Annotated in this window: 13 protein-coding genes; 7 read left to right on the top strand and 6 right to left on the bottom strand. The window is 65.6% G+C overall.

The genetic code is table 11. The features are described from left to right. Positions 1–69: 69 nt before the first annotated feature. The gene (locus tag JOD97_RS03590; protein WP_209713352.1) at positions 70–1,698 is read left to right on the top strand and encodes a DUF4394 domain-containing protein; all 1,629 of its coding nucleotides are present in this window, start codon (positions 70–72) and stop codon (positions 1,696–1,698) included. A 2-nt stretch (positions 1,699–1,700) separates the two neighbouring features. Here the strand turns inward: JOD97_RS03590 and JOD97_RS03585 are convergent, their stop codons facing one another. Next, complete coding sequence (locus JOD97_RS03585) at positions 1,701–2,396, bottom strand: hypothetical protein (RefSeq protein WP_209713350.1); 696 nt, start codon at positions 2,394–2,396, stop codon at positions 1,701–1,703. Between the two features lie 168 nt (positions 2,397–2,564). Further along, on the bottom strand, positions 2,565–2,822 hold the full coding sequence (locus JOD97_RS03580) for a hypothetical protein (protein ID WP_209713348.1): 258 nt from the start codon (positions 2,820–2,822) through the stop codon (positions 2,565–2,567). Positions 2,823–3,013: 191 nt separating this feature from the next. Between JOD97_RS03580 and JOD97_RS03575 the strand changes: the two genes are divergently transcribed. Next, positions 3,014–6,814 carry an ATP-binding protein gene (locus tag JOD97_RS03575; protein WP_209713346.1) on the top strand — a complete coding sequence of 1,267 codons (3,801 nt, stop codon included), beginning with the start codon at positions 3,014–3,016 and terminating at the stop codon, positions 6,812–6,814. A gap of 72 nt (positions 6,815–6,886) precedes the next feature. Here JOD97_RS03575 and JOD97_RS03570 read toward each other — a convergent pair whose 3' ends face one another. The 4 genes from JOD97_RS03570 to JOD97_RS03555 form a co-directional block, all read right to left on the bottom strand. Continuing rightward, positions 6,887–7,984: a LacI family DNA-binding transcriptional regulator gene (locus tag JOD97_RS03570; protein WP_308937222.1), complete on the bottom strand. Its 1,098-nt coding sequence runs from the start codon at positions 7,982–7,984 to the stop codon at positions 6,887–6,889. 68 nt (positions 7,985–8,052) lie between these two features. Then, complete coding sequence (locus JOD97_RS03565; RefSeq protein ID WP_209713344.1) at positions 8,053–10,242, bottom strand: alpha-glucuronidase family glycosyl hydrolase; 2,190 nt, start codon at positions 10,240–10,242, stop codon at positions 8,053–8,055. Positions 10,243–10,270: 28 nt separating this feature from the next. Beyond that, a complete protein-coding gene (locus tag JOD97_RS03560; protein ID WP_209713342.1) occupies positions 10,271–13,141 on the bottom strand; it encodes a glycosyl hydrolase 115 family protein in 2,871 nt (956 codons plus the stop codon). Positions 13,142–13,232: 91 nt separating this feature from the next. After that, positions 13,233–14,546: an SGNH/GDSL hydrolase family protein gene (locus JOD97_RS03555; protein WP_209713340.1), complete on the bottom strand. Its 1,314-nt coding sequence runs from the start codon at positions 14,544–14,546 to the stop codon at positions 13,233–13,235. Between the two features lie 51 nt (positions 14,547–14,597). Here JOD97_RS03555 and JOD97_RS03550 point away from each other — a divergent pair, with 51 nt between their 5' ends. From JOD97_RS03550 to JOD97_RS03530, 5 genes are all read left to right on the top strand, one after another. Next, the gene (locus JOD97_RS03550; RefSeq protein WP_209713338.1) at positions 14,598–15,995 is read left to right on the top strand and encodes an enolase C-terminal domain-like protein; all 1,398 of its coding nucleotides are present in this window, start codon (positions 14,598–14,600) and stop codon (positions 15,993–15,995) included. Further along, complete coding sequence (locus JOD97_RS03545) at positions 15,992–17,194, top strand: fumarylacetoacetate hydrolase family protein (protein ID WP_209713336.1); 1,203 nt, start codon at positions 15,992–15,994, stop codon at positions 17,192–17,194. Before JOD97_RS03550 ends, JOD97_RS03545 begins: the two co-directional genes overlap by 4 nt. A gap of 78 nt (positions 17,195–17,272) precedes the next feature. After that, positions 17,273–18,040 (top strand): SDR family NAD(P)-dependent oxidoreductase, encoded by a 768-nt coding sequence (locus JOD97_RS03540; protein ID WP_209717133.1) that lies wholly within the window; start codon positions 17,273–17,275, stop codon positions 18,038–18,040. Then, positions 18,037–18,909 (top strand): SMP-30/gluconolactonase/LRE family protein, encoded by an 873-nt coding sequence (locus tag JOD97_RS03535; protein WP_209713334.1) that lies wholly within the window; start codon positions 18,037–18,039, stop codon positions 18,907–18,909. Before JOD97_RS03540 ends, JOD97_RS03535 begins: the two co-directional genes overlap by 4 nt. A gap of 53 nt (positions 18,910–18,962) precedes the next feature. Continuing rightward, positions 18,963–21,347: a glycoside hydrolase family 3 N-terminal domain-containing protein gene (locus JOD97_RS03530; protein ID WP_209713332.1), complete on the top strand. Its 2,385-nt coding sequence runs from the start codon at positions 18,963–18,965 to the stop codon at positions 21,345–21,347. Positions 21,348–21,394: the final 47 nt, after the last annotated feature.

Here is a 21,394-nt window from a genome sequence, read left to right as displayed (position 1 = left end):
AATATTAGCTATTAATTATTTCTTATCCGGGCGGCGCGGCCGTTCACTTTTAAAAAGATGAGCCGAACCATGTCCCTGTCACTTCGCAAGCTGTTACTCGTTTCCGCTATCGCCGCATCGCTGGCCGCCTGCGGGTTCGAGGAACTCAAAAAAGATAAGGACAAGGACAAGGACCAGCCGTCGACCTCCGATACGGGCGATGTGTTTGTTCTCACCGCCAGCAACAAGCTGCTGTCCTTCGACCGCGCCACGCCAGCCACCATCCGCACCAGCGCGACCGTCACCGGATTGCAGTCCGGTGAAAACCTGATTGGTATCGATTATCGTCCGGCCGATGGCTTGTTGTATGGCGTCGGCAGCACGGGCCGCATCTATACCTTGAACGGCGTTAGCGGCGTCGCCACGTTCAAGTCCACGCTGGCGGCCGACGCGGCCGACACCAGCGAGCCGTTCACCGCGCTGGCGGGCACGGAGTTCGGCGTCGATTTCAATCCGGTGGCCGATCGCTTGCGTATCGTCGGCAACACCGGCCAGAGCCTGCGCGTGAACGTGGACACGGGCGCTACCACCACCGACGGCGCCATCAACGGCGGCGCGGCCAATACCGCCGTCGCCGCCGCAGCCTACACCAACAGCTTCGCCGGCACCGCCAGCACCACGCTGTTCGTCATCGACGCCGCCAACGGCACGCTGTACACGCAAAACCCGCCCAACAACGGCGCGCTGACCGCTCCGGTGGCGCTGGGCGTCTCCGCTGCCGGCGTCGGCGGTTTCGACATCGACGCCCGCACCAACACCGGCTACGCCGTCATGACCGTCGGCGGCGCGCGCAATCTTTACACGATCAACCTGGGCGCGACCGCCAATGCCGCGACGCTGGTCGCCGCCGTCGGCGTGAACGAGGACGTCCGCGGCGTGGCCGTGCGCACGCCGGCCGCGCCGATCGCTTACGGCCTGACTTCCGACGGCCGTATCGTCACCTTCAAGACCGCCACGCCGAACACGCTGGACACCAACGTGGCGGTCAGCGGCCTGACCAACGGCGAACGTCTGCTGGGTTTCGATGTGCGTCCTAAGGATGGCGTGTTGTATGGCTTGTCCTCCACCGGCCGTATCGTCACCATCAATCCCGTCAACGGCGCCGTCACCGCCAAGGCGACGCTCACCGCCGACCCGGCGGACGGCTCGTCGCCGTATTCTAATCTGGTCGGCACCGGCTTCGCGGTGGATTTCAATCCGGCCGCCGACCGCCTGCGCGTGATCAGCGACGCGGGGCAGAACCTGCGTATCAACGTCGATACCGGCGCCACCATCACCGACAACCCTGTCAACAACGCCGGCGTCACGGCCGCCGCCTACAGCAACAGCTATGCCGGCGCCACCACCACCGTGCTTTACGATATCAGCACCAGCGGCGGCAATCTGGTGATGCAAACGCCGCCCAATGAAGGCATCCTGGTCAATGTCGGATCGCTGGGCGCCAGCGCGGTGGGCGACGTGGCGATGGATATCGCCGGCGGCGCCAATGGACTGGCGCTGGCTGCGTTGCGCGGCTCGTTCAACGGTGGCAGCGCGCTGTATCGGGTGGACCTGGCCACCGGTGCGGCGGTGCCGGTCAACGGCGCGGGCAGTCCGGCGAATTCCGCGATAGGCAATGGCCAGGTCAGCCTGATCGATCTGGCCATCGCGTTGAAGTGAAGCTAAATGCGGCCCGCGATGAATAGCAAGGTTTTGACGTCGTTTTCGCTGGCGATGGTTCTGCGCAGGACGTCGTCGCGGTAAATCGTCTGGGTCGCGTTGTTGCGGTAATAGGTCATCAGCCCGATTTCGCCCGATATCGGATAAGGTGGCGCGGTGGCGGCCATCCGTCCCAAGATCGACGAGGTTCCGCCATGGCCCCAGGACCAGCGTATGCCGAAGGCGCTGGTGAGGAAGGCGTGGCCGATTTCGTGCGCGGCCGTCATCGCGAACATGGCGTCGGAGTCGCTGTCGTGGTGCGGTTCGTAGTATAGATTACCGGATAAAAGCGGATAGGGATTGCTGGAGCGGCTGCTCAATGGTCCCAGCAGGCGGCTGCCGGTATGTGCCAGCACCAGCGGCAAGCCCTTGGCCGTTTGGCGCGCCGACACGCTCACCGTGTAGTCGGCGCCATTCAAGGTGATAGTCCTGCTCCAGTATCTGCGCAACCCGGCGTCCGCCAATCGTACGTAACGGATGAATCGATCGTGGTCGACCCGCCTTGAACGGCCGATCGCCCGCGCGACCAGTGATGGCATGCGGTAGTCGATCGCCACTTGAATCTCGATGGCGCGCGCTTGCACGTCGACCGAGGCGGTCGCGTAACGCACGGGTGTTTGCCGGCCGGCCAGCAGCTGCGGGCAGTCGAACGCGGTCACGGGATGTGGTGGGGGAAGGGTAGTGCGGAGAGAGTGCGCCATCGGATATTAATCGTTGTGCTTCCACGACGCGCGCACCGGGCACGCGGAAACAGCCCGAGGGCGGGAGTGCCGCCATCAGGCCGAAGCCGCATCATACTACGCCGCCGTGGGCGGCGCTGAGACCCGTTAACGAGCCGGAGGCGTCGTATCAGGCGTAGTGCTTGCCGGCGGCGTGGTGGTGTCCGCCGGGGTGTTGGCGCCCGCTGCCGGTGGCGTGGTCGCGTCAGGCGTCGGCGAGGTCGCTGGCGCAGGGGCTGGGGCCGGCGTCACTGCCGGGGCGGTGGCTTCCGGTGTCACTGGATCTTGCTTCTTGCAACCGGTAACGGCTGCGGCAGTCAGAATCAAGGCAAAGGCGAATTTCGCGGGTGCATTCAGTTGTTTCATGGTGACCTCCTTGGTGTAGTGTTGAAACGTATCTTAGCTACACCTGAGTTCGCGCGGTATAGGCATACTCGCGGCCTGTTTGTAGGACTAGTCTTAAATGTTGTCTGGGAATTCAAGGGAATTCACAGATGGGCTGATGTGTCCGGTTCGATCTCATGCTAGGCTAAAGGAAATCATTTTTTTTGCCGATCATGATTATTCCCATCCATCAACAAGGCATCGCCGACACGTTTCTGGCCGCGGAGAGCGGCAGCGAAATGGCGCGACTGATCGGTTCCCTGGATTGGTCGCAGACGCCGCTCGGCCCCATCGGCGAGTGGCCGCACGGCCTGCGCACCACGGTGAGCTTGTGCCTCGCGTCTAACTTCCCAATCAATATCATCTGGGGGCCGCAGCATACGCAGATCTACAACGACGGCTACCGCATCGTCTGCGGTGACAAGCATCCGCTGGCGTTGGGCATGGACTACCGGGAATGCTGGAAGTCGGCCTGGCCGGCCATCGGTGAGCCGTTCGAGCGGGCCGTCGCCGGGCAGACCTCGTTCCTTGAAAATCAACGCATGTTTTTGCAGCGGAATGGCTATCTGGAAGAGACCTTCTTTACCTTTTCACTGAGCCCTATCCGCGCGGCGGACGGCGAGGTTTGCGGCTTGTTCCATCCGGTGACCGAGACCACGCGCAATATGCTCGGCGAGCGGCGCACGCGGGCGCTGCGCGATCTGACGGCGGCCCTGGCGGGCGCCGAATCGGTCAACGACGTGGCCCGCCGCGCCGTCGCCGCCCTGGCGCCGTTCGAGTTCGATCTGCCGTTCGTGCTGCTGTATGTGTTCGACAAGGCGTTCGGCGCTTACGCGCTGGCGGGCCACCACGGCGTGGCGCCGGCGAGCGCCATCAGCCCGCCGTTGCTGTCGGCCGGCGCCGAGGCGTGCTGGCAGGTCGAGGCGCTGTCGCAAAGCCAGGCGGTGGTGGAGGTCGCGGGCTTGCGCGCCGTGCTGGCCGGCCAGCCTTGCGGCCCGTACGAGGAGTCGCCCGATCACGCGCTCGGGTGTTCGACGCGCCAACAGCGGGACGGCCGTCCGCGCATGCTGATGGTGCTGGGCGCGAGCCCCCGGCTGCCGTGGAACGAGACGTATAGGGAATTCCAGCAGTTGCTGTTCGCGGCCATGGACGCGGCGATGGACCGCATCGCGACGCACGAGCAGGAGCAAGCCAGGAGCGAGGCGCTGGCCGCCGCCGACCGCGCCAAGACGCTGTTCTTCTCCAACGTCAGCCACGAATTCCGCACGCCGCTGACGCTGATGCTAGGGCCGTTGAGCGACGCGCTGGCCGATCCCATGCCCGAGGGCCAGCGCGAACGCTTGCGGATCGCCGAGCGCAACGCCCACCGCCTGCTACGGCTGGTCAACTCGCTGCTGGATTTTTCGCGCATCGAGGCGGGACGCACGCAAGCCACCTTCAGCGCCACCGACCTGGCGGCGTTGACCGCCGAACTGGCGAGCCACTTCCAATCGGCGTGCGCGCAGGCCGGCCTGGAGCTGGAGGTCGACTGCGGTCCGCTGCCCGCGCCGGTGTATGTGGACCGGGCGATGTGGGAAAAAATCGTCCTCAACCTGTTGTCGAACGCCTTCAAGTTCACGCTGGAGGGTGGCATCAGGGTCTCGCTCAAGGTGCGCGGAAACGATGTGGAGCTGAAGGTGGCCGACAGCGGCGTCGGCATCCCGCAGGCCGATGCGGCGCTGGTGTTCGACCGCTTCCACCGGGTCGAGGGACAGCGTGGCCGCTCGATGGAGGGCAGCGGCATCGGCCTGTCGCTGGTCAAGGAGATGGTCGCGCTGCACGGCGGCGCGGTGCGCGTGCGCAGCGCCGACGGCAAAGGCTCGGTCTTCAGCGTCCGCCTCAAGTTCGGTACCGATCACCTGCCGGCGGACCAGATCGTCGAGCAGCCCGAGCCGGCGGGGCGCTGGGCCGGCACCGCCAGCTATCTGGAGGAGGCGGTCGGCTGGCTCGATCGGAACGGCGCGCCGCCAGGGCCGGCGCGGGAGGAGGCGGTGGCCGGCGCCATCAGCGCCCGCATCCTGCTGGCCGACGACAACGCCGACATGCGGGCCTACATCCAGCGCATCCTGGAGAAAAACGGCCACCAGGTCACGCCGGTAAAAAACGGCCGCGAAGCGCTCGACGCCATCGCCGCCGGGCCGCCGCCCGATCTGGTGCTGACCGACGTGATGATGCCCGACACCGACGGCTTCACCTTGCTCAAGACGCTGCGCGCGGGCGAAGCCACGCGCGACCTGGTGGTGATCCTGCTGTCGGCGCGGGCCGGCCCGGAGGCCCGGGTGGAAGGCCTGGCCGCTGGCGCCGACGACTATATGGTCAAGCCTTTCGACGCGCGCGAGCTGGTGGCGCGCATCGACGGCGCCATCAACCTGTCGCATCAACGGCGGACCTCGGCGGCGCGCGAGGCGGCGTTGCAGGCCGAGATGAAGGCCGAGGAGCGCGTGCGCGAGCTGGCCGAACGCCTGCAGTTCACGCTGAACGCGGCGCAGATCGGCGACTGGGATTTGAACCTGCTGGACGACACCTCCCAGCGCTCGCTGCGCCACGACCAGTGTTTCGGTTATACGGAACCGCTGGCGCATTGGGGGATGTCCGATTTCTTCGAACATATGCACCCCGACGACCGCGAGCGCGTCAGGGCGGTGATCGACGCCGCGATCGAGGCCCACACCGGGTGGGACATCGAGTGCCGCGTGGTCTGGCCGGATGGCAGCGTCCACTGGGTGGCGGTGCACGGCAGCTTGTACCATGTCGACAAGGTGGCCACGCGCGCCGTCGGCGTCATCCTCGACATCACCGCGCACAAACAGGCGGAGGAGGAACTGCGCGAGGCGAGCCGGCGCAAAGACGAATTCCTGGCGATGCTGGCGCACGAACTGCGCAACCCGCTGGCGCCGATCAGCGCCGCCGCCCAGATGATCGGCACGGCCAAGCTGTCGGAGGAACGGCTGCGCCACACCAGCGGCGTGATCGCGCGCCAGGTCAGCCATATGACGGCGCTGATCGACGATCTGCTCGACGTGTCGCGCGTCACGCGCGGGCTGGTCGACATCGAGCGCACGCCGCAGGATGTGCACAACGTCGTGTTCCACGCGATCGAACAGGTGCGGCCGCTAATCGAAAGCAAACGTCACCGGCTGGTCACCGATCTGGCGCCCGACGTCGGCGCGGTGATGGGCGACCAGAAGCGGCTGGTGCAAATCGTCAGCAATCTGCTCAACAACTCGGCCAAGTACACGCCCGACGGCGGCCGCATCACCGTGCGCACCGAGCTGCGCGGCGACGACGTGGAACTGGTGGTGGAGGACAACGGCACCGGCATCGCGCCGGGACTGCAATCGGCCGTCTTCGAGCTGTTCTCGCAAGCCGAGCGCACGCCCGACCGCACGCAGGGCGGGCTGGGACTGGGCCTGGCGCTGGTGAAGAACCTGGTGGAGCTGCACGGCGGGACGGTGGCCTGCCACAGCGACGGTATCGGCCTGGGAAGCCGGTTCACGGTAACTCTGCCGCGCACCAGCGCCCGTGGCCAGGTGGCGCCATTGTTACCGTCGCGGCATGCGGAGGCCAAAGCGGGCGGCCTCAAAATCATGGTGGTCGATGACAATATCGATGCGGCCGAGATGTTGGAGATCATGCTCGACTCGGTCGGCCACCAGGTCATCGCCGAGCACAATGCGGCCAACGCCATCCGCCGTGCCCAGGATGGCGAGGAGCTGGACGTCGCGATCCTCGATATCGGCCTGCCGGATCTGGATGGCTATGAACTGGCCCGAAGGCTGCGCGCCGACAGCCGCAGCGCCCGCATGGTGCTGGTGGCGCTGACCGGATACGGGCAGGCGTCGGACCGCGACAAGGGACTGGCGGCGGGCTTCGACCATTATCTGGTGAAACCGGTGGCGCCGTCGACGATCATCAATTTGATGAGTGAACTGTAGGGCGGAGTAGCGCAGCGTAATCGGCCATGCCCGCTTTGCCGGCGGCGCATGCCGTAGAGCCGTGAGGCCGCCCTACCTGGCGTTGCGCTTGACGATTCTGGCCGGCGGACGCATGCGCGGGGCGGCGTCCGACTGGCGCCGTACCAGCGTGTAGTCCATCAGCGCGTGCTCGGGCGCCTGCGGCGCGCCGTTGTGGCGGGCGCGGATCTGCTGCACCAGCGACCGCAGCGCCGCTTCGGCCATGCCGGTGATGGGCTGGCGCACGGTGGTCAACTCGGGCCAGATGGTCGTGGCCAGGGCGGTGTCGTCGAAGCCGGCCACCGTCAGGTCGCCCGGCACGTCCAGTCCGAGCCGGTGGGCGATCGCCACCACGGCGGCGGCCATGTCGTCGTTGCTGGCGAAGATGGCGGTCGGGCGCGGGTCCTGGGTGAGCAGGATCTCCGCCGCGTCCAATCCCGAACGATAGGTGTACATGCCCGGAACGATCAGCTCCGGCGCGCTTTGCGCGTGGTGTTCGGCGATGGCCGCCTTGAAACCGGCCAACCTGCGCGCGCTGGCGCTCTGGTTCGGATGGCCGGCGACGAAGCCGATGCGCTGGTGTCCCAGCGCGATCAGATGGCAAGCCATCGCATGGGCGGCCGCGTAGTCGTCGATGCTTACGCCGCTCACGCGCAGGTCCGGCTGGCCGCAGGCGACCGTCACCGCCGGCGTGCCCGCGTCGGTGATCAAATCGATCAACTGCCTGGAATCGCACAGTGGCGGCGGCAGGATGATGCCGTCGACGCCATTGGCGATCAGCCGGCGCGCTTGTTCGACGCCATGTTCATCGGCCTCGCATTTTTCCACCACCAGCTGCACGTTGTTCGGGCCGGCCTGATTGAGCAGGCCGACGAGGAATTCGCTCAGGTAGCCGGCGCTCGGATTACTGTACAAAAAACCGACGCGGATCGAGCGCGACCCGGCAAGGCGGCGGGCGGCCTGATTGGGCACGTAGCTCAGGGCGGCGACAGCGTCGGCCACGCGGCTTCGGGTCTTCTCGCTCACTTTGGCGTCGCCGTTCATCACGCGCGACACGGTCATCGGCGACACGCCGGCCAATTTGGCGACATCGGACATCGTCGGCGCCTGCGCCGGCTGCTCTTGGGGGCCTTGCTCTTTACGCGTCATCATTTCTCCAGCATCACTCCAGGGTCAGGTCCACCAATGCTACACGAGCTGGGCTTTTGATGCTTTCTAAACTATCCCCGCCCCGGCGCGTAGGGGACTTGGATGGCCTTGTAGTAGTCCAGCGGCTTGGGCGGCGGCGTCACGCCCGGCGGCAGCGGCAGTCCGTTGATCGACTGGAAGTAGGCGATGCAGGCGTTGCGCCACAACTCGGCGTTGGCGACCTGCCGCCGCAGGCGCTGCGCGACTTCGTCGTGTCGGCGCTCGTCGATCATCGGCCGTAGCGCCATCCAGCGCGATTGCAGCTCGCGCGCGCCGCGCACGCCGGTGTCGTAGCGGTGCAGCAGCTCGGCCCACAGCGTGCGGCCCGACGGCATCGCGTAATCCCAGGGCAGATGGTGGAACCACAGCAGCAATTGCGTCGGCGTGGTGCGCGGATCGGCATATTGGCGGGCGATCTCCGGAGCGTATTGAGCCAGCGCGTTGGTGCCGCTGGCGGTGCGGTCGAAGCCGATGCCGTCGCGCGCGGCGCGGTGGTAGTAGACCGGGTTCCAGTCCGGCCGTTCGAGGTTGTCGACCCACGGCGCCGGGCCGTGATGGTGGCCGGTGCCCATCATGTGATGCAGTCCCAATGGCGTCATGTAATCGACTACGGTTTCACGCGACATCATCATGATGTCGACCACCGGTGCGGTCACGCGGGCGTCGGCGCTGAAGGTCTGCGCGGCCCATTCGACGGCGATGGCGCGCGCCGATGCCTGCGGGTCCCACGCCAGGCGGCCGAACGCGTACCAGTTGGCCTGGTCGAAGTGGTGGCCGGTCCAGTTACGGTCGCTGCCGATATTGGCCACGCCCGCCATGCCGGTAAGGCCGGCTTGCCGCGCCGCCTCGGGCAGGGCCTTGCCTTCGATGACCTGCGCCACGGTCAGGCCTTGCGGCGCGCGCTTGGTGTCGGAGTGCAGCGTCTCCTCGAACATGGTGCCGAGGTAGGCCAGGTCGGTGGAGAACCCGAGATATTCCTTGGTGATCTGGAATTCCATCAGCAGCGGCGTTTTCGGCATGCCGCCGAACAGCGGATGGAACGGCTCGCGCGGCTGGAAGTCGATCGCGCCGTTCTTCACCTGCACCATGACGTTGGCCGCGAACTTGCCGTCGAGCGGAGTGAATTCATCGTAGGCCTGCTTGGCGCGGTCGGTGCCCTTGTCGTCGCCGTGCGCGTAGACGAACGCGCGCCACATGACGATGCCCTTGTGCGGCACCACGGCGGCGGCCAGCATGTTGGCGCCGTCGGCGTGGGTGCGGTGGTAGTCCTGCGGACCTGGCTGGCCTTCCGAGTTGGCCTTGACCAGAAAGCCGCCGAAGTCCGGGATCGCCCGATAGATTTCGTCGGCCTTGTTGCGCCACCACGCCTGTACCGCCGGCGAGAGGGGATCGGCGGTGTCGGTTTCCTTCAGTTCGAGCGGGGTGGAAAAGCGTGCCGACAGATACACCTTGATACCATAGGGCCGCAAAACGTCCGCCACGGCGGCGGCCTTGGCGATGAAGGCGGCGGTCAGCACTTCCGGCTTGGAGTTGACGTTGTTGAGCACCGTGCCGTTGATCCCTAGCGAGGCGTTGGCGCGCGCGTAGTCCACGTAGCGGCGGTCGGTGATGTCGGGCAGCGCCCACCAGTCCCAGATGGAGGCGCCGGCATAACCGCGTTCCACGGTGCGGTCCAGATTATCCCAATGGTTCAGCAGTCGCAGTTGCAGCTTGGGCGCGGAAGCCGCTTCCGGCTGCGCGCCGATGACGGCCGCGCGCAACCAGGCGAAGGCGCCGTACAGCAGGCCGATGTCGCTGTTGGCGGCGATCAGCGTGACGTGGTGGCCCTGCAGGCGGGTCTTACGCAGCAGATAACCTTCGCTCCCCAGTGCCGTTAGTTCGGCACGCAGCGGGGACGAGGCGGTCGCCAGTTCCGGCAGCATGGCCGGCGTGGCCAGCACCAGCGAGCCATCCTGTATCGTGGCCGATACCGCCGGCGCGCTGCCCAACATGCCTTGCAGCCCCCTTTGCAGTTCCTTCAGCGCGGCTTGCGTGGTGGGCGAGGGCTTGCCCGCCAGGACCAGCGTCCTGGCCTGGGGCTGGAGCCTGGCCTGCGCCGCGCGTTCCAGAGGACGATAGCGCAGCCACAGATCGTAGCCGTCTTCGTCCACCGCGCATGCCGGCGTGGCCGCCGCGAGCGACAACAGCAGCGTCGCCAGCAGCTTGATGAATATCTTGTGCATCTTGTCTCCGTCTGTTTTTCTAATAAGTTTAAGGCACGCGCGGGCTTTCGGGCGGGCCGAGATAGCTGTCGCGTTGCCCGCCGGTGTCGACCACCAGCTTTTGCAGCACAATGGCGGGATCGATCACCCAGAATTTGAGCGTATGCTTGCCCGCGTTTTCTATAACATGCTGGGAGGTCAGTACCGTGGCGCCGTCCGAGACGGTGCGTTCCCACGCCTTTTCGGAGCGGTCCGCGTGAAGGCTGACGATTTGCGGCGCCTCGTCGTCAAATGAGATCGCGTAGCGCAGGCCAGCTCCCGGCTGGATCTTTTGAGTGGGCGCCAGCGTGGCCCGAACAGTGACTTTACCCTTGGTGGTGAGCTGCATCTGGTACTCGAGCCGCATCCGCGGGACGTCGTCGGGCGCGGCATCCACAGGCAGCGTGGTCATCCCCGACAGCGTGCGGCCATGGTCGGGGATGCGCAGCCACTGGCGGTTTTCGGGCGCCACCGCGCGGGTGTAGTGTTCCGCTTCCATCGACACGACGCCCGAGGTTTCGATAAAGTCGCCTTTGGCGGCTCGCGGCCCATCTCCCGGGCGGCGCAACGGCACGGCGACCGTGGTTTTGGCGCCGTTCGGGCCCGTTACGGTCAATGTCGCGCCACCCACGCCGGGCGGTACCTCCGCCCAGCGCACATCGACGCCGACGCGCTGCTCGCGCTCCACCCGGCCGGCCGGCTTGTCGAGCACAAGCCAGGGGACGCTGGCGGTCACCTTGTAATCGAACGGCTGCTGCCCGCGATTGAAGATTTCGATATGGCGTGCGCGCGCCTCGAACACGTCGAGCGCGGGCAGGGCGAGTTTGTCGCCGGCGGGGCCTGGCCATACGTCGGCACTGCCTTCGACGGCCACGCCCATGTCGGCCGGCTTGGGGACCTGCATCTCGGTCACCGGTGGCATGACGTTGCGCGGCGGCTGGTTCCAATAGGTGTAGCCAAGGTGGGTCTGCGACATCATGTGGTTCCATTTGCCGCCGCTGATGTCTTCATGGTAGCGCCGCACCAGTTCCGCGTCCTGCTGGAACAACTGGCGCGCCCGCGCCGCCAGATCGTTGGTGGAGGCGCGTCCCTGCAGACCGTAAAGACGGTTCATGCCGGCGGTGACGTACAACTCGTTGACCACCGCGCTAGCCTGCACCGGGTACAGCACCAATTGGAAGAAGGCGTCGCGCTTGGCGGCGGGCAGCGCGGCGGAGATGCGTTCGGCGCGGGCGGCGATGTCGCGGTACTCGTCGACGACGCGCGCCGCCTCGTTGTAGTTGACCAGGCTGTAGGTGGTCGGCTCCAGCTGTTCCGGCTTGCGGCGGCCGTTGTACTTGGTGTATTTGGCGACGATGTCGGCGATATCGTCCGCATGCTCGGCGCCGAATTCACGTGTCGCCCATAATTTCAGGTAGTCGGGCAGGCGCTGCGCCGGCCAGGCGGCGGGATTCCACGCATAGGTCAGGAAGAACTCGATCGGCACTTCCATCGGCTTGAGGTCTCCGACGTTGACGATCCACATGCGGTTGGCCTGATAGCGCCACGCCAGATGCATTTGCTCCCAAATCTTCGGTATCGGCGTCACATTGATCCACTTGTAGGAGCGCGGACCGCCGACGTAATCGAAGTGGTAGTAGACGCCGGCGCCGCCGGTGCGCTTGCGTTCCTCCGGCGTGGGCAGGCGGCGGATATTGCCCCAGTTGTCGTCGCACCACAGCAGCATGACGTCGTCGGGAACGCGCATGCCTTTTTCGTAGTAGTCCTGGACTTCCTTGTACAGCGCCCAGGTTTGCGGCACCTTGGTGACGTCCGGGTTGATCTCCTTTGCGATGGCCTCGCGCTGGCGGCTGACGATCCGTTCCAGCAGGGCGACGTTGGATTCCTCCGACATCGGCTCGTCGCCGTCGCCGCGCATGCCGATGGTGATCATTTTCTCGTAGTCGCGCGTGTTGCGCAGGCCTTTGCTCCAGAAGTCATCCAGCACACCGGCGTTCTTGTTGTAGTCCCACGGACCTTTGCCCTGGCGCTTCCATTCCTGCTGCGCGCGCATCATCGGCTCGTGGTGGGAGGTGCCCATGACGATGCCGTATTCGTCGGCCAGCTTGCCGTTTAATTTATCATCATCGTAGAAGGCCGAGTTCCACATGGCCGGCCACAGGTAGTTGGCCCGCAGGCGCAGCAGCAGCTCGAATACTTTTTCGTAGAATTGGTGGTTGTAGCCGCCGTAGCGCTGCTGCACCCAGCCGGTCAGCGCCGGTTGTTCATCGTTGAGGAAGATGCCGCGGTATTGCACCACCGGGGCGTCGCTGACGGCGGCGGGCGCGGAGGCGTGGATGCTGGCGTGGCTGGGCGCGGGCACGTCGGCCCACCACTGCCACGGCGATACGCCGATCTGCTCGGAGATCTCGTAAATGCCGTAGATGGCGCCGCGCTTGTCGCTGCCGGCGATGACCAGGGCGCGGTCGACGCCCGGCAGCGGATTACTCAGTGTTTGTACTTGCCAGCCTTCCCATTTGCCTTTGATGGCGGAGACGTTCAGTTTGCCGGCGTTGACCAGTTGGTCGATCAGGGCGCTCTTGCCGATGGTGCCGATGATGATCACGTCGGCGCCGGTTGGCTTGGCGGTTTGTTCGATCGCGGGACGGGCGGTGCTGACGCGGCCGATGTCTTCGCGCAGGTCGCGGGCGGCGCGCAGGACGCCGGGGTGGTCGTTCGGGTCGATGTAGATGGTGGCGGCGTGGCCGTTTTGGGCCAGCGTGACCGAGCCGGGGGCGGGGTTGTCAAAGCTTGTCAGGCGCTTTTGGCCTAGGGCTTGGGCGGGGGCTGCGCAGGTTAGCAGGAGCAGCAGGGCCGCTGCCGCGAGGTGGGGGTGTCTCATTTTTTTGTTGTCGTCCGTTTTTTTTGTGTGGTGCCGCCGACGGAGCTTGGCGGATTACGCTGCGCTAATCCGCCCTACGTGGATCCGTGGTTTATCGGGTTTTATTGGTGCAGTTTTGGCGCAGCAGGTTTAGGGGGACCGCTTCCGCCAGCGCGCGGTAGCCCGCCAGCGACGGGTGCAGGTGGTCGCCCGAATCCAGCGGCTTGCTGATCTTTTGCGGCGCTTCCGGATCGCGCAGCGCGGCGTCGAAGTCCACCACCGCGTCGAATACGCCGGAGTGGCGTATCCATTCGTTGAGCTCCTGGCGGTCGGCCTCGTTTTCCGGCTCGGGATGGTAGTAGTCGCTGCCCAAGTATGGCGTGATGGTTGCGCCGATCATGCAGATCCCGCGTTCGCGCGCGCGCTCGGCCAGTTGGCGGTGCGCCAGGCGCAGATCGGCCAGCAGCTTCTTGCGGTCGGCCGGCAGGTCCGGCGTGTTGCGGTGCTGGCCGCCCAAATCGTTCACGCCGATGAACACCAATGCGTGCGTGACGCCGGCGCGCGAGAGCACGTCGCGGTCGAAGCGCGACGCCAGATTCGGCCCCAGGCCGTCGCGCAGCATGCGGCCGCCGCCGATGCCGACGTTGACCACGCCAACTTGCTGCCCGTCCTGGCGCAGACGCTCCGCCAGCAGGTCCGTCCAGCGGTTGTTGCCGTCGGTGGTGACGCCGTAGCCGTCGGTGATCGAATCGCCGACGGCGACGAAGGCGCCGGCGCCGTGCGGCGCCTGCACGTCCACATCGCTGACCAGGAACCAGCGCGCGATGGTGCCGGCGCCGTTCCAATCCGGGTCCGCGATGCGGTTGCCCTTGGCGAAAAAGCTGGTGGCGCGGGCGCCGGAATGGCTGGTCTGGCGGGGTGGCGCCTCCTTGAAGTACAGCGATACGGCGAGGTCGCTGGCCGGCTTGGCCTCCAGCGCCACGGGGTCGCTGTAGTATTCGGCGCCGGCCGGGATCATCACCGAAGGGCTGCCGTCGAAGGTCAGCGGGCGCACCGTGGCGCCGTCGATCCGCGCTTTGCCCGGCGCCAGCGCGAGGGCGACGCTGGCGCCGTCCACCGTCAAGGGCGCGGTGCCGTGTACATTACTGAGGCGGACCCGCAGACGGCTGCCGCCCAGGGACAGATGGACCGTCTGGCGCAGGCTGCCGTCGCGCCAGTTCGCCGCCGGCAGCTCGTTGGCGGCGTCGGGGATCTGCTGCGCGCTGCCCCACGAGGCGACCCAGCGGTTTTCCGGGCTTTGGACTTGGCCGCGCGGGTCGCCGGCCGACGCGCACGCGGTCAGCAAGAGAGGGGGCAGGACCGCCGCCAGGGCGGTGACTAACAATCCGCCGAAGCGGCGGTATGACGCGTGTTGACTTGGTCGCATAAATCCTTCACACTGGTTAAATGTTAGCGCTTATCATTTTAGGGTAAAGGCATGGTACAGGCAACAAATTTAGACAAGTCGGCGGCACCGGTCATCGTCGAAATGCGCGTCATTCCCGTGGCGGGCCACGACAGCATGCTGCTCAATTTGTGCGGTGCGCATGCGCCGTACTTCACCCGCAACCTGGTGCTGCTCAAGGATAGCGCCGGGCATACCGGCATGGGCGAGGTTCCCGGCGGCGCCGGTATTCTGCGCGCGCTCGAAAACGCCGTGCCGCTGGTGGTCGGCACGCAGATCGGCCGCTATAACCGTACCCTCAATGGCATCCGCGAGGCGATCGCCAACAAGAACGTCAGCGGACAGCAGTATCAGGTGACCTCGGAAGCGGAAGCGCAGGTGTTAAAGCAGCCGCACGAGATCAACCTGCGGCTGGAGAACGTGGTCACCGCCGTCGAGGCGGCGCTGCTCGACCTGCTGGGCCAGCACCTCGGGGTGCCGGTGTGCGAGCTGCTTGGCGCTGGCCAGCAGCGCGACAGCGTGCCGATGCTGGCCTATCTGTTCTACATCGGCGACCGGTCACGCACCGACCTCGATTACCTGGCCGGGCAGGGCGCGCCCGGCGACTGGTACCACATGCGTCACCAGGAAGCGATGACGCCCGCCGCCATCGCCAGGCTGGCCGAGGCGACGGTGGAAAAATACGGCTTCCGCGACTTCAAGCTCAAAGGCGGCGTGATGCGCGGCGCCGAGGAGATGGAGGCGGTGGCGGCGATCAAGGCGAGCTTCCCCGACGCGCGCGTGACGCTGGATCCGAACGGCGCCTGGTCGCTGCGCGAGGCGATTGATCTGTGTCGCGGCCAGGGCCACCTGCTGGCGTACGCCGAAGATCCCTGCGGTCCCGAAAACGGTTATTCGGGACGCGAGATCATGGCCGAATTCCGCCGCGCGACCGGCATCCCGACGGCTACCAACATGATAGCGACGGATTGGCGCCAGATGGCCCATTCCCATCTGCTCGGGGCGGTCGATATTCCGCTGGCCGATCCGCACTTTTGGACCATGCAGGGTTCCGTGCGGCTGGCGCAGCTTTGCCACGAATGGGGGCTGACCTGGGGTTCGCACTCGAACAACCATTTCGACGTCTCGCTGGCGATGTTCACCCACGCCGCTGCTGCGGCGCCGGGTAAAATCACCGCGATCGACACGCACTGGATCTGGCAGGAAGGACAGGAACGGCTGACGCGCGAACCGCTGCAAATCGTCGGCGGCGAAGTCAAGGTGCCATTGGCCCCGGGCCTGGGCGTGAAGCCGGACATGGACCGCATCGAGGCGGCGCATGAACTGTACAAAAAAGTGGCATCCACCGCGCGCGACGACGCGATGGCGATGCGCTATCTGGTGCCCGAATGGACGTATCATCCTAACAAGCCTAGTCTGGGAAGAACATGAAAAATCAACTGAAGCACGCACCGACGGCGGTGCACCTGCCGGCCGATCTGCCGCAAGCACTGCTGGTGGGGCGCGTCTGGCGCGACGATGTCAAAGGGCCGTGCGTGGTGGTGGTGCGCGATGGCGAGGTGTTCGACATCACCGCCCACAGCGCTACCGTGGCCGATTTGCTGGACCGGGACGATCCCGCCGGCTTCGCGCGCGCCGCGCGGGGAGAGCCGCTGGGACGGGTGGAGGCGTTGATCGAGGCCGCGCTGGGCGACGATGCCGCGACGAGCAGTCCGCGCCTGCTGGCGCCATGCGATGTTCAGGCGATCAAGGCGTGCGGCGTGACGTTCGCGGTCAGCCTGCTCGAACGCGTGATCGAGGAGCAGGCCGGCGGCGACGCGGCGCGCGCCGATGCGCTGCGCGGCACGCTGCTCAAGGATATCGGCGCCGACCTGTCGGCCATCAAGCCAGGTTCGCCGGAGGCGGAAAAGCTCAAGCAGCAGTTCATCGAGCGCGGCGCCTGGTCGCAGTACATGGAAGTGGGCATCGGGCCGTACGCCGAGGTGTTCTCCAAGGCGCAGCCGATGTCCGCCGTCGGCTTCGGCGCCGACGTGGGCCTGCATCCGGATTCGAAGTGGAACAATCCCGAGCCGGAGATCGTGCTGGCCGTGAACAGCCGCGCGCAGGCGGTGGGCGCCACGCTCGGCAACGACGTCAACCTGCGCGACATCGAGGGACGCAGCGCCCTTTTGCTGGGCAAGGCCAAGGACAACAACGGTTCGTGCGGCATGGGCCCGTTCATCCGCTTGTTCGACAACGCCTTCACCATCGACACGGTGCGCAACGCCGAACTGCGTCTGCTGATCGAGGGCGCCGATGACGGCTTCCGGCTCGACGGCGAAAGCCGCATGCGTGAAATCAGCCGCGATCCGCTCAATCTCGTGGCGCAAACCGCCGGTGCGCATCACCAGTATCCGGACGGTTTCATGCTCTTCCTGGGCACCATGTTCTCGCCGATCAAAGACCGTGGCGCGCCGGGCGCCGGCTTCACCCACAAGCTGGGCGACCGGGTCAGCATCGCCAGCCCGTCGCTCGGCACGCTGGTCAATCACGTGCAGCTCAGCGACGCCATCGCGCCCTGGACCTTCGGCGTGCGCGCGCTGTACCGCAATCTGGCGCGACGCGGTTTGCTGGGAGACGATATGTCTTGATGGGGGGACCGGAATCAAACTAATAATAATCAAATGGAGATGAACAAGATGGTCCAAACAACTTCCGCAGAGAAGAAGATGGTGTATGCCACGTATCCCAATCTGGCGGACAAGCGGGTACTGATCACCGGTGGCGGCACCGGGATCGGCGCGGCGCTGGTGGAGGCATTTGTGGCGCAGGGCGCGCAAGTGTGTTTTATCGATATCGTGGAGGAGGCTTCCCGCGAACTGGCATCGAGCCTGGCCGCCGCCCGGCATGCGCCGCGGTTTTTTCATTGCGATCTGACCGATCTCGATGCGCTGGCGCAGGTGATGGCCACGATCGAAAGCGAGTGCGGCGCCATTGAAATCATGGTCAACAACGCCGCCAACGATCACCGGCATGAAATCCATGAGGTCACGCCAAAGTATTGGGATGACAGCATGGCGGTGAATCTGCGGCACCAGTTCTTTTGCGCGCAGGCGGTGGCGCCTGGCATGAAGGCCGCCGGTCGCGGTGTGATCCTGAATTTCGGTTCGATCTCCTGGCATCTGGCTTTGCCCAAGCTGGCTCTGTACGAGACGGCCAAAGCCGCCATCGAAGGCATGACGCGCGGACTCGCCCGCGAACTCGGTCCTTTCGGCATCCGCGTCAACTGCATCATTCCGGGATCGGTGCGCACGCCCCGTCAAATGGCGTTGTGGCATACGCCGGAGGGCGAGCAGGAAATCCTCGACGCGCAGTGCCTGCGCGAACGCGTGGAGCCGGAGGATATCGCGGCGATGACGCTGTTCCTGGCGTCCGACAACGCCGGCCGCTGCTCCGGCCGCGATTATTTCGTCGACGCGGGATGGTACGGCGCATGACGACATTCCAAATTGAACCCGAGTGCATCTGGGCGGTGGGCGCGACCCTGGGCGAAGGCCCGGTATGGCACGCCGAGAACCACGCGCTGTATTTTGTCGACATCAAGGAGCGCAAGGTGCATCGCTGCGGCGAAGACGGTGGCCTGCGTCAGAGCTGGAGCCTGCCGGACGAAGTTGGCTTCGCGCTGCCGATGCGCGGTGGCGATTTCGTTTGCGGCCTGCCGGGACAGCTGATGCGGTTTTCCTTCGACAGCGGCGCGCTGGACCTGATGCATGAAGTGGAGACGGATTTGCCGGGCAACCGGCTGAACGACGGCTATATCGACCGCCACGGCGCGCTGTGGTTCGGCTCCATGGACAACGCCGAGGTGCAGCCGAGCGGTTCGCTGTACCGCGTGCAGCGCAAAGGACAGCCGCGCCGCAAGGACAAGGGCTACGTCATCACCAACGGGCCGGCGTGCAGCCCGGACGGCCGCACCTTCTATCACACCGATACGCTGGAGAAGGTGGTCTACGCCTTCGACATCGACGACACGGGCCACTTATCGAACAAGCGGGTGTTCGTGCGCATCGCCGGCTCGGGCTACCCGGACGGCACGACTGTCGATTCCGACGGCGCCGTGTGGATCGCGTTGTTCGGCGGCGCGCGCATCGAGCGCTACTCGCCGCAGGGTGAGTTGATCGACACGGTGCCGATGCCCTGTTCGAACATCACCAAGATCGCCTTCGGCGGCCGCGATCTGCGCACCGTGTTTGTCACCACCGCGCGCAAGGGCTTGTCGGAGGAGGCGCTGGCCGCCGAGCCGCTGGCCGGCGGGTTGTTCCGCTTCCGCGTGCCCACGCCCGGCCAGATCCAGCATCAATACTAAAGTAATAAGGTAGTATTAATAACACCAACTAAAACCGATTGGAGACGCAGCAGATGAAAAGTAACCGCAGGCAGTTCCTGTCCTCGATGTCCGGCGTGGCCGGCCTGTCCGTGATGTCGGCGCCGATGGCGCTGGCGGCGGCCGCTCAGGCGCCTTACAAGAATCCGTCGCTGCCGCTGGAAAAGCGGGTGGACGATCTGCTGGGCCGCATGACGTTGGACGAGAAGATCGTCCAGCTGCAGTGCATCTGGCAAAAGAAAACCGAGATGCAGGATGCCTCCGGCGAGTTCTCCGCCGAAAAGGCGAAGAAAGCCTTCCCCAACGGCCTTGGCATGCTGGGCCGGCCGTCGGACCGTCAACTGGGCCAGGCGGCGGGCGCCGGCGATACCGGCGAAAAGGCCAACCGCAATGCGCTGGAAACGGCGAACTACGTCAACGCCGCGCAGAAATGGGCGGTCGAGCAAACCCGCCTTGGCATTCCGCTGCTGACCCACGAGGAAGCGCTGCACGGTTACGTGGCGCGCGACGCCACCAGCTTCCCGCAGGCGATCGGCCTGGCGTCGTCGTTCGATCCGGAGCTGACCGAGAAGATCTTCAGCGTGGCCGCGCGCGAGATGCGCGCGCGCGGCGCCAACCTGGCGCTGGCGCCGGTGGTGGACGTGGCGCGCGAGCCGCGCTGGGGACGGATCGAGGAAACCTACGGTGAAGATCCGTACCTGTGCGGCGAGATGGGCAAGGCGGCGGTGTTGGGCTTCGCCGGCAAGGACAAAGTGCTGGCCAAGGACAAGGTCTTCGTCACGCTCAAGCACATGACGGGCCACGGCCAGCCGGAAAGCGGCACCAATATCGGTCCGGCCGAGATCAGCGAGCGCACCTTGCGCGAGGACTTCTTCCCGCCGTTCGAAAAGCTGATCAAGGAAACCAACGTCGGCGCAGTCATGCCGTCGTATAACGAGATCGGCGGCATTCCTTCGCACGCCAACCACTGGCTGCTGCACAAGGTGCTGCGCGAGGAGTGGGGTTTCAAAGGCGTGACGGTATCCGACTATTTCGGTATCCGGGAGCTGGTCACCCGCCACAAGCTGGCCGCCAACGTGAAGGAAGCCGCGCTGTACGCGTTCAAGGCCGGCGTCGATATCGAGACGCCGGACGGCGAGGGCTACCTGACGCTGGCCGAGCTGGTGAAGGAAAGGCGCATCGCCGAGAAGGAGATCGATGTGGTGGTGCGCAGGGTGCTGACGCTGAAGTTCCAGGCGGGCCTGTTCGAGCAGCCTTACGTCGATGCCAAGGCGGCCGACAGCCTGACCGCCACGCCGGACGCGGTGGCGTTGGCGCGGCTGGCCGCGACGCGCACGTCGGTGCTGCTGAAGAACGACAAGGGCCTGCTGCCGTTGAACGGCAAAAAGGTTGGCAAGGTGCTGCTGCTGGGTACCCACGCCAAGGATACGCCGATCGGCGGTTACTCGGATGTGCCGCGCCATGTGGTGTCGATCTACGACGGGCTGCTGGCGGAGAGCAAGGCGCAGGGATTCGAGCTGGCGTATTCGGAAGGCGTGCGCATCACCGAGGAGCGTATCTGGGGCAAGGACGAGATCAAGTTCGTCGCGCCCGAGGTCAACGCGAAACTGATCGCCGAGGCGGTGAAGGCGGCGAAATCGGCCGATACCATCATCATGGTCCTGGGCGACAATGAACAGACCAGCCGCGAGGCGTGGGCCGACGAGCACCTGGGCGACCGCGCCGGGCTGGATTTGATGGGCCAGCAGAACGACCTGGCGGCGGCGATTTTCGCGCTGGGCAAACCGACGGTGGTGTTCCTGCTCAATGGCCGTCCGTTGTCGGTGAATCTGCTGGCGGAAAAGGCCGATGCGCTGATCGAAGGCTGGTACATGGGACAGGAGACCGGCAACGCGGCCGCCGATCTGCTGTTCGGCCGCGCCAACCCGGGCGGCAAGCTGCCGGTGTCGATCGCGCGCAATGTCGGCCAACTGCCGGTGTTTTACAACCATAAGCCGTCGGCACGCCGCGGGTATATCGATGGCAGTACCAAGCCTTTGTATCCGTTCGGTTTCGGGCTTAGTTACACGACCTTCGATATCTCGGCGCCACGTTTGACCAAGGATACCATCGCGGTCGGGGGATCGACGTCGGTGCAGGTCGATGTGACCAATACCGGCAAGCTGGCCGGCGATGAGGTGGTGCAGATTTATATACGCGACGATGTCAGCTCGGCGACGCGGCCGGTGCTGGAGTTGAAGGCGTTTAAGCGGGTGACCTTGCAGCCGGGCGAGAAGCGCACGTTGACGTTCGATATCAAGCCGTCGGATCTTTGGTTCTTCAACGCGCAGATGAAGCGGGTGGTGGAGCCGGGGAGTTTTACCATCCACGCCGGACCGGATAGCGTGAAGCTGAAGTCCGTGAAGTTGATGGTGGGGTAGGCGGGCGGTGGTGGCGGCGCTTGGCGGATTACGCCGTTCCGGCTAAT

Source organism: Duganella sp. 1411 (assembly GCF_017833525.1).
Classification (GTDB): domain Bacteria; phylum Pseudomonadota; class Gammaproteobacteria; order Burkholderiales; family Burkholderiaceae_D; genus Rugamonas.
Note: the sequence above shows the minus strand (reverse complement) of the source record. Positions and strands in the feature narration are given on the sequence as shown.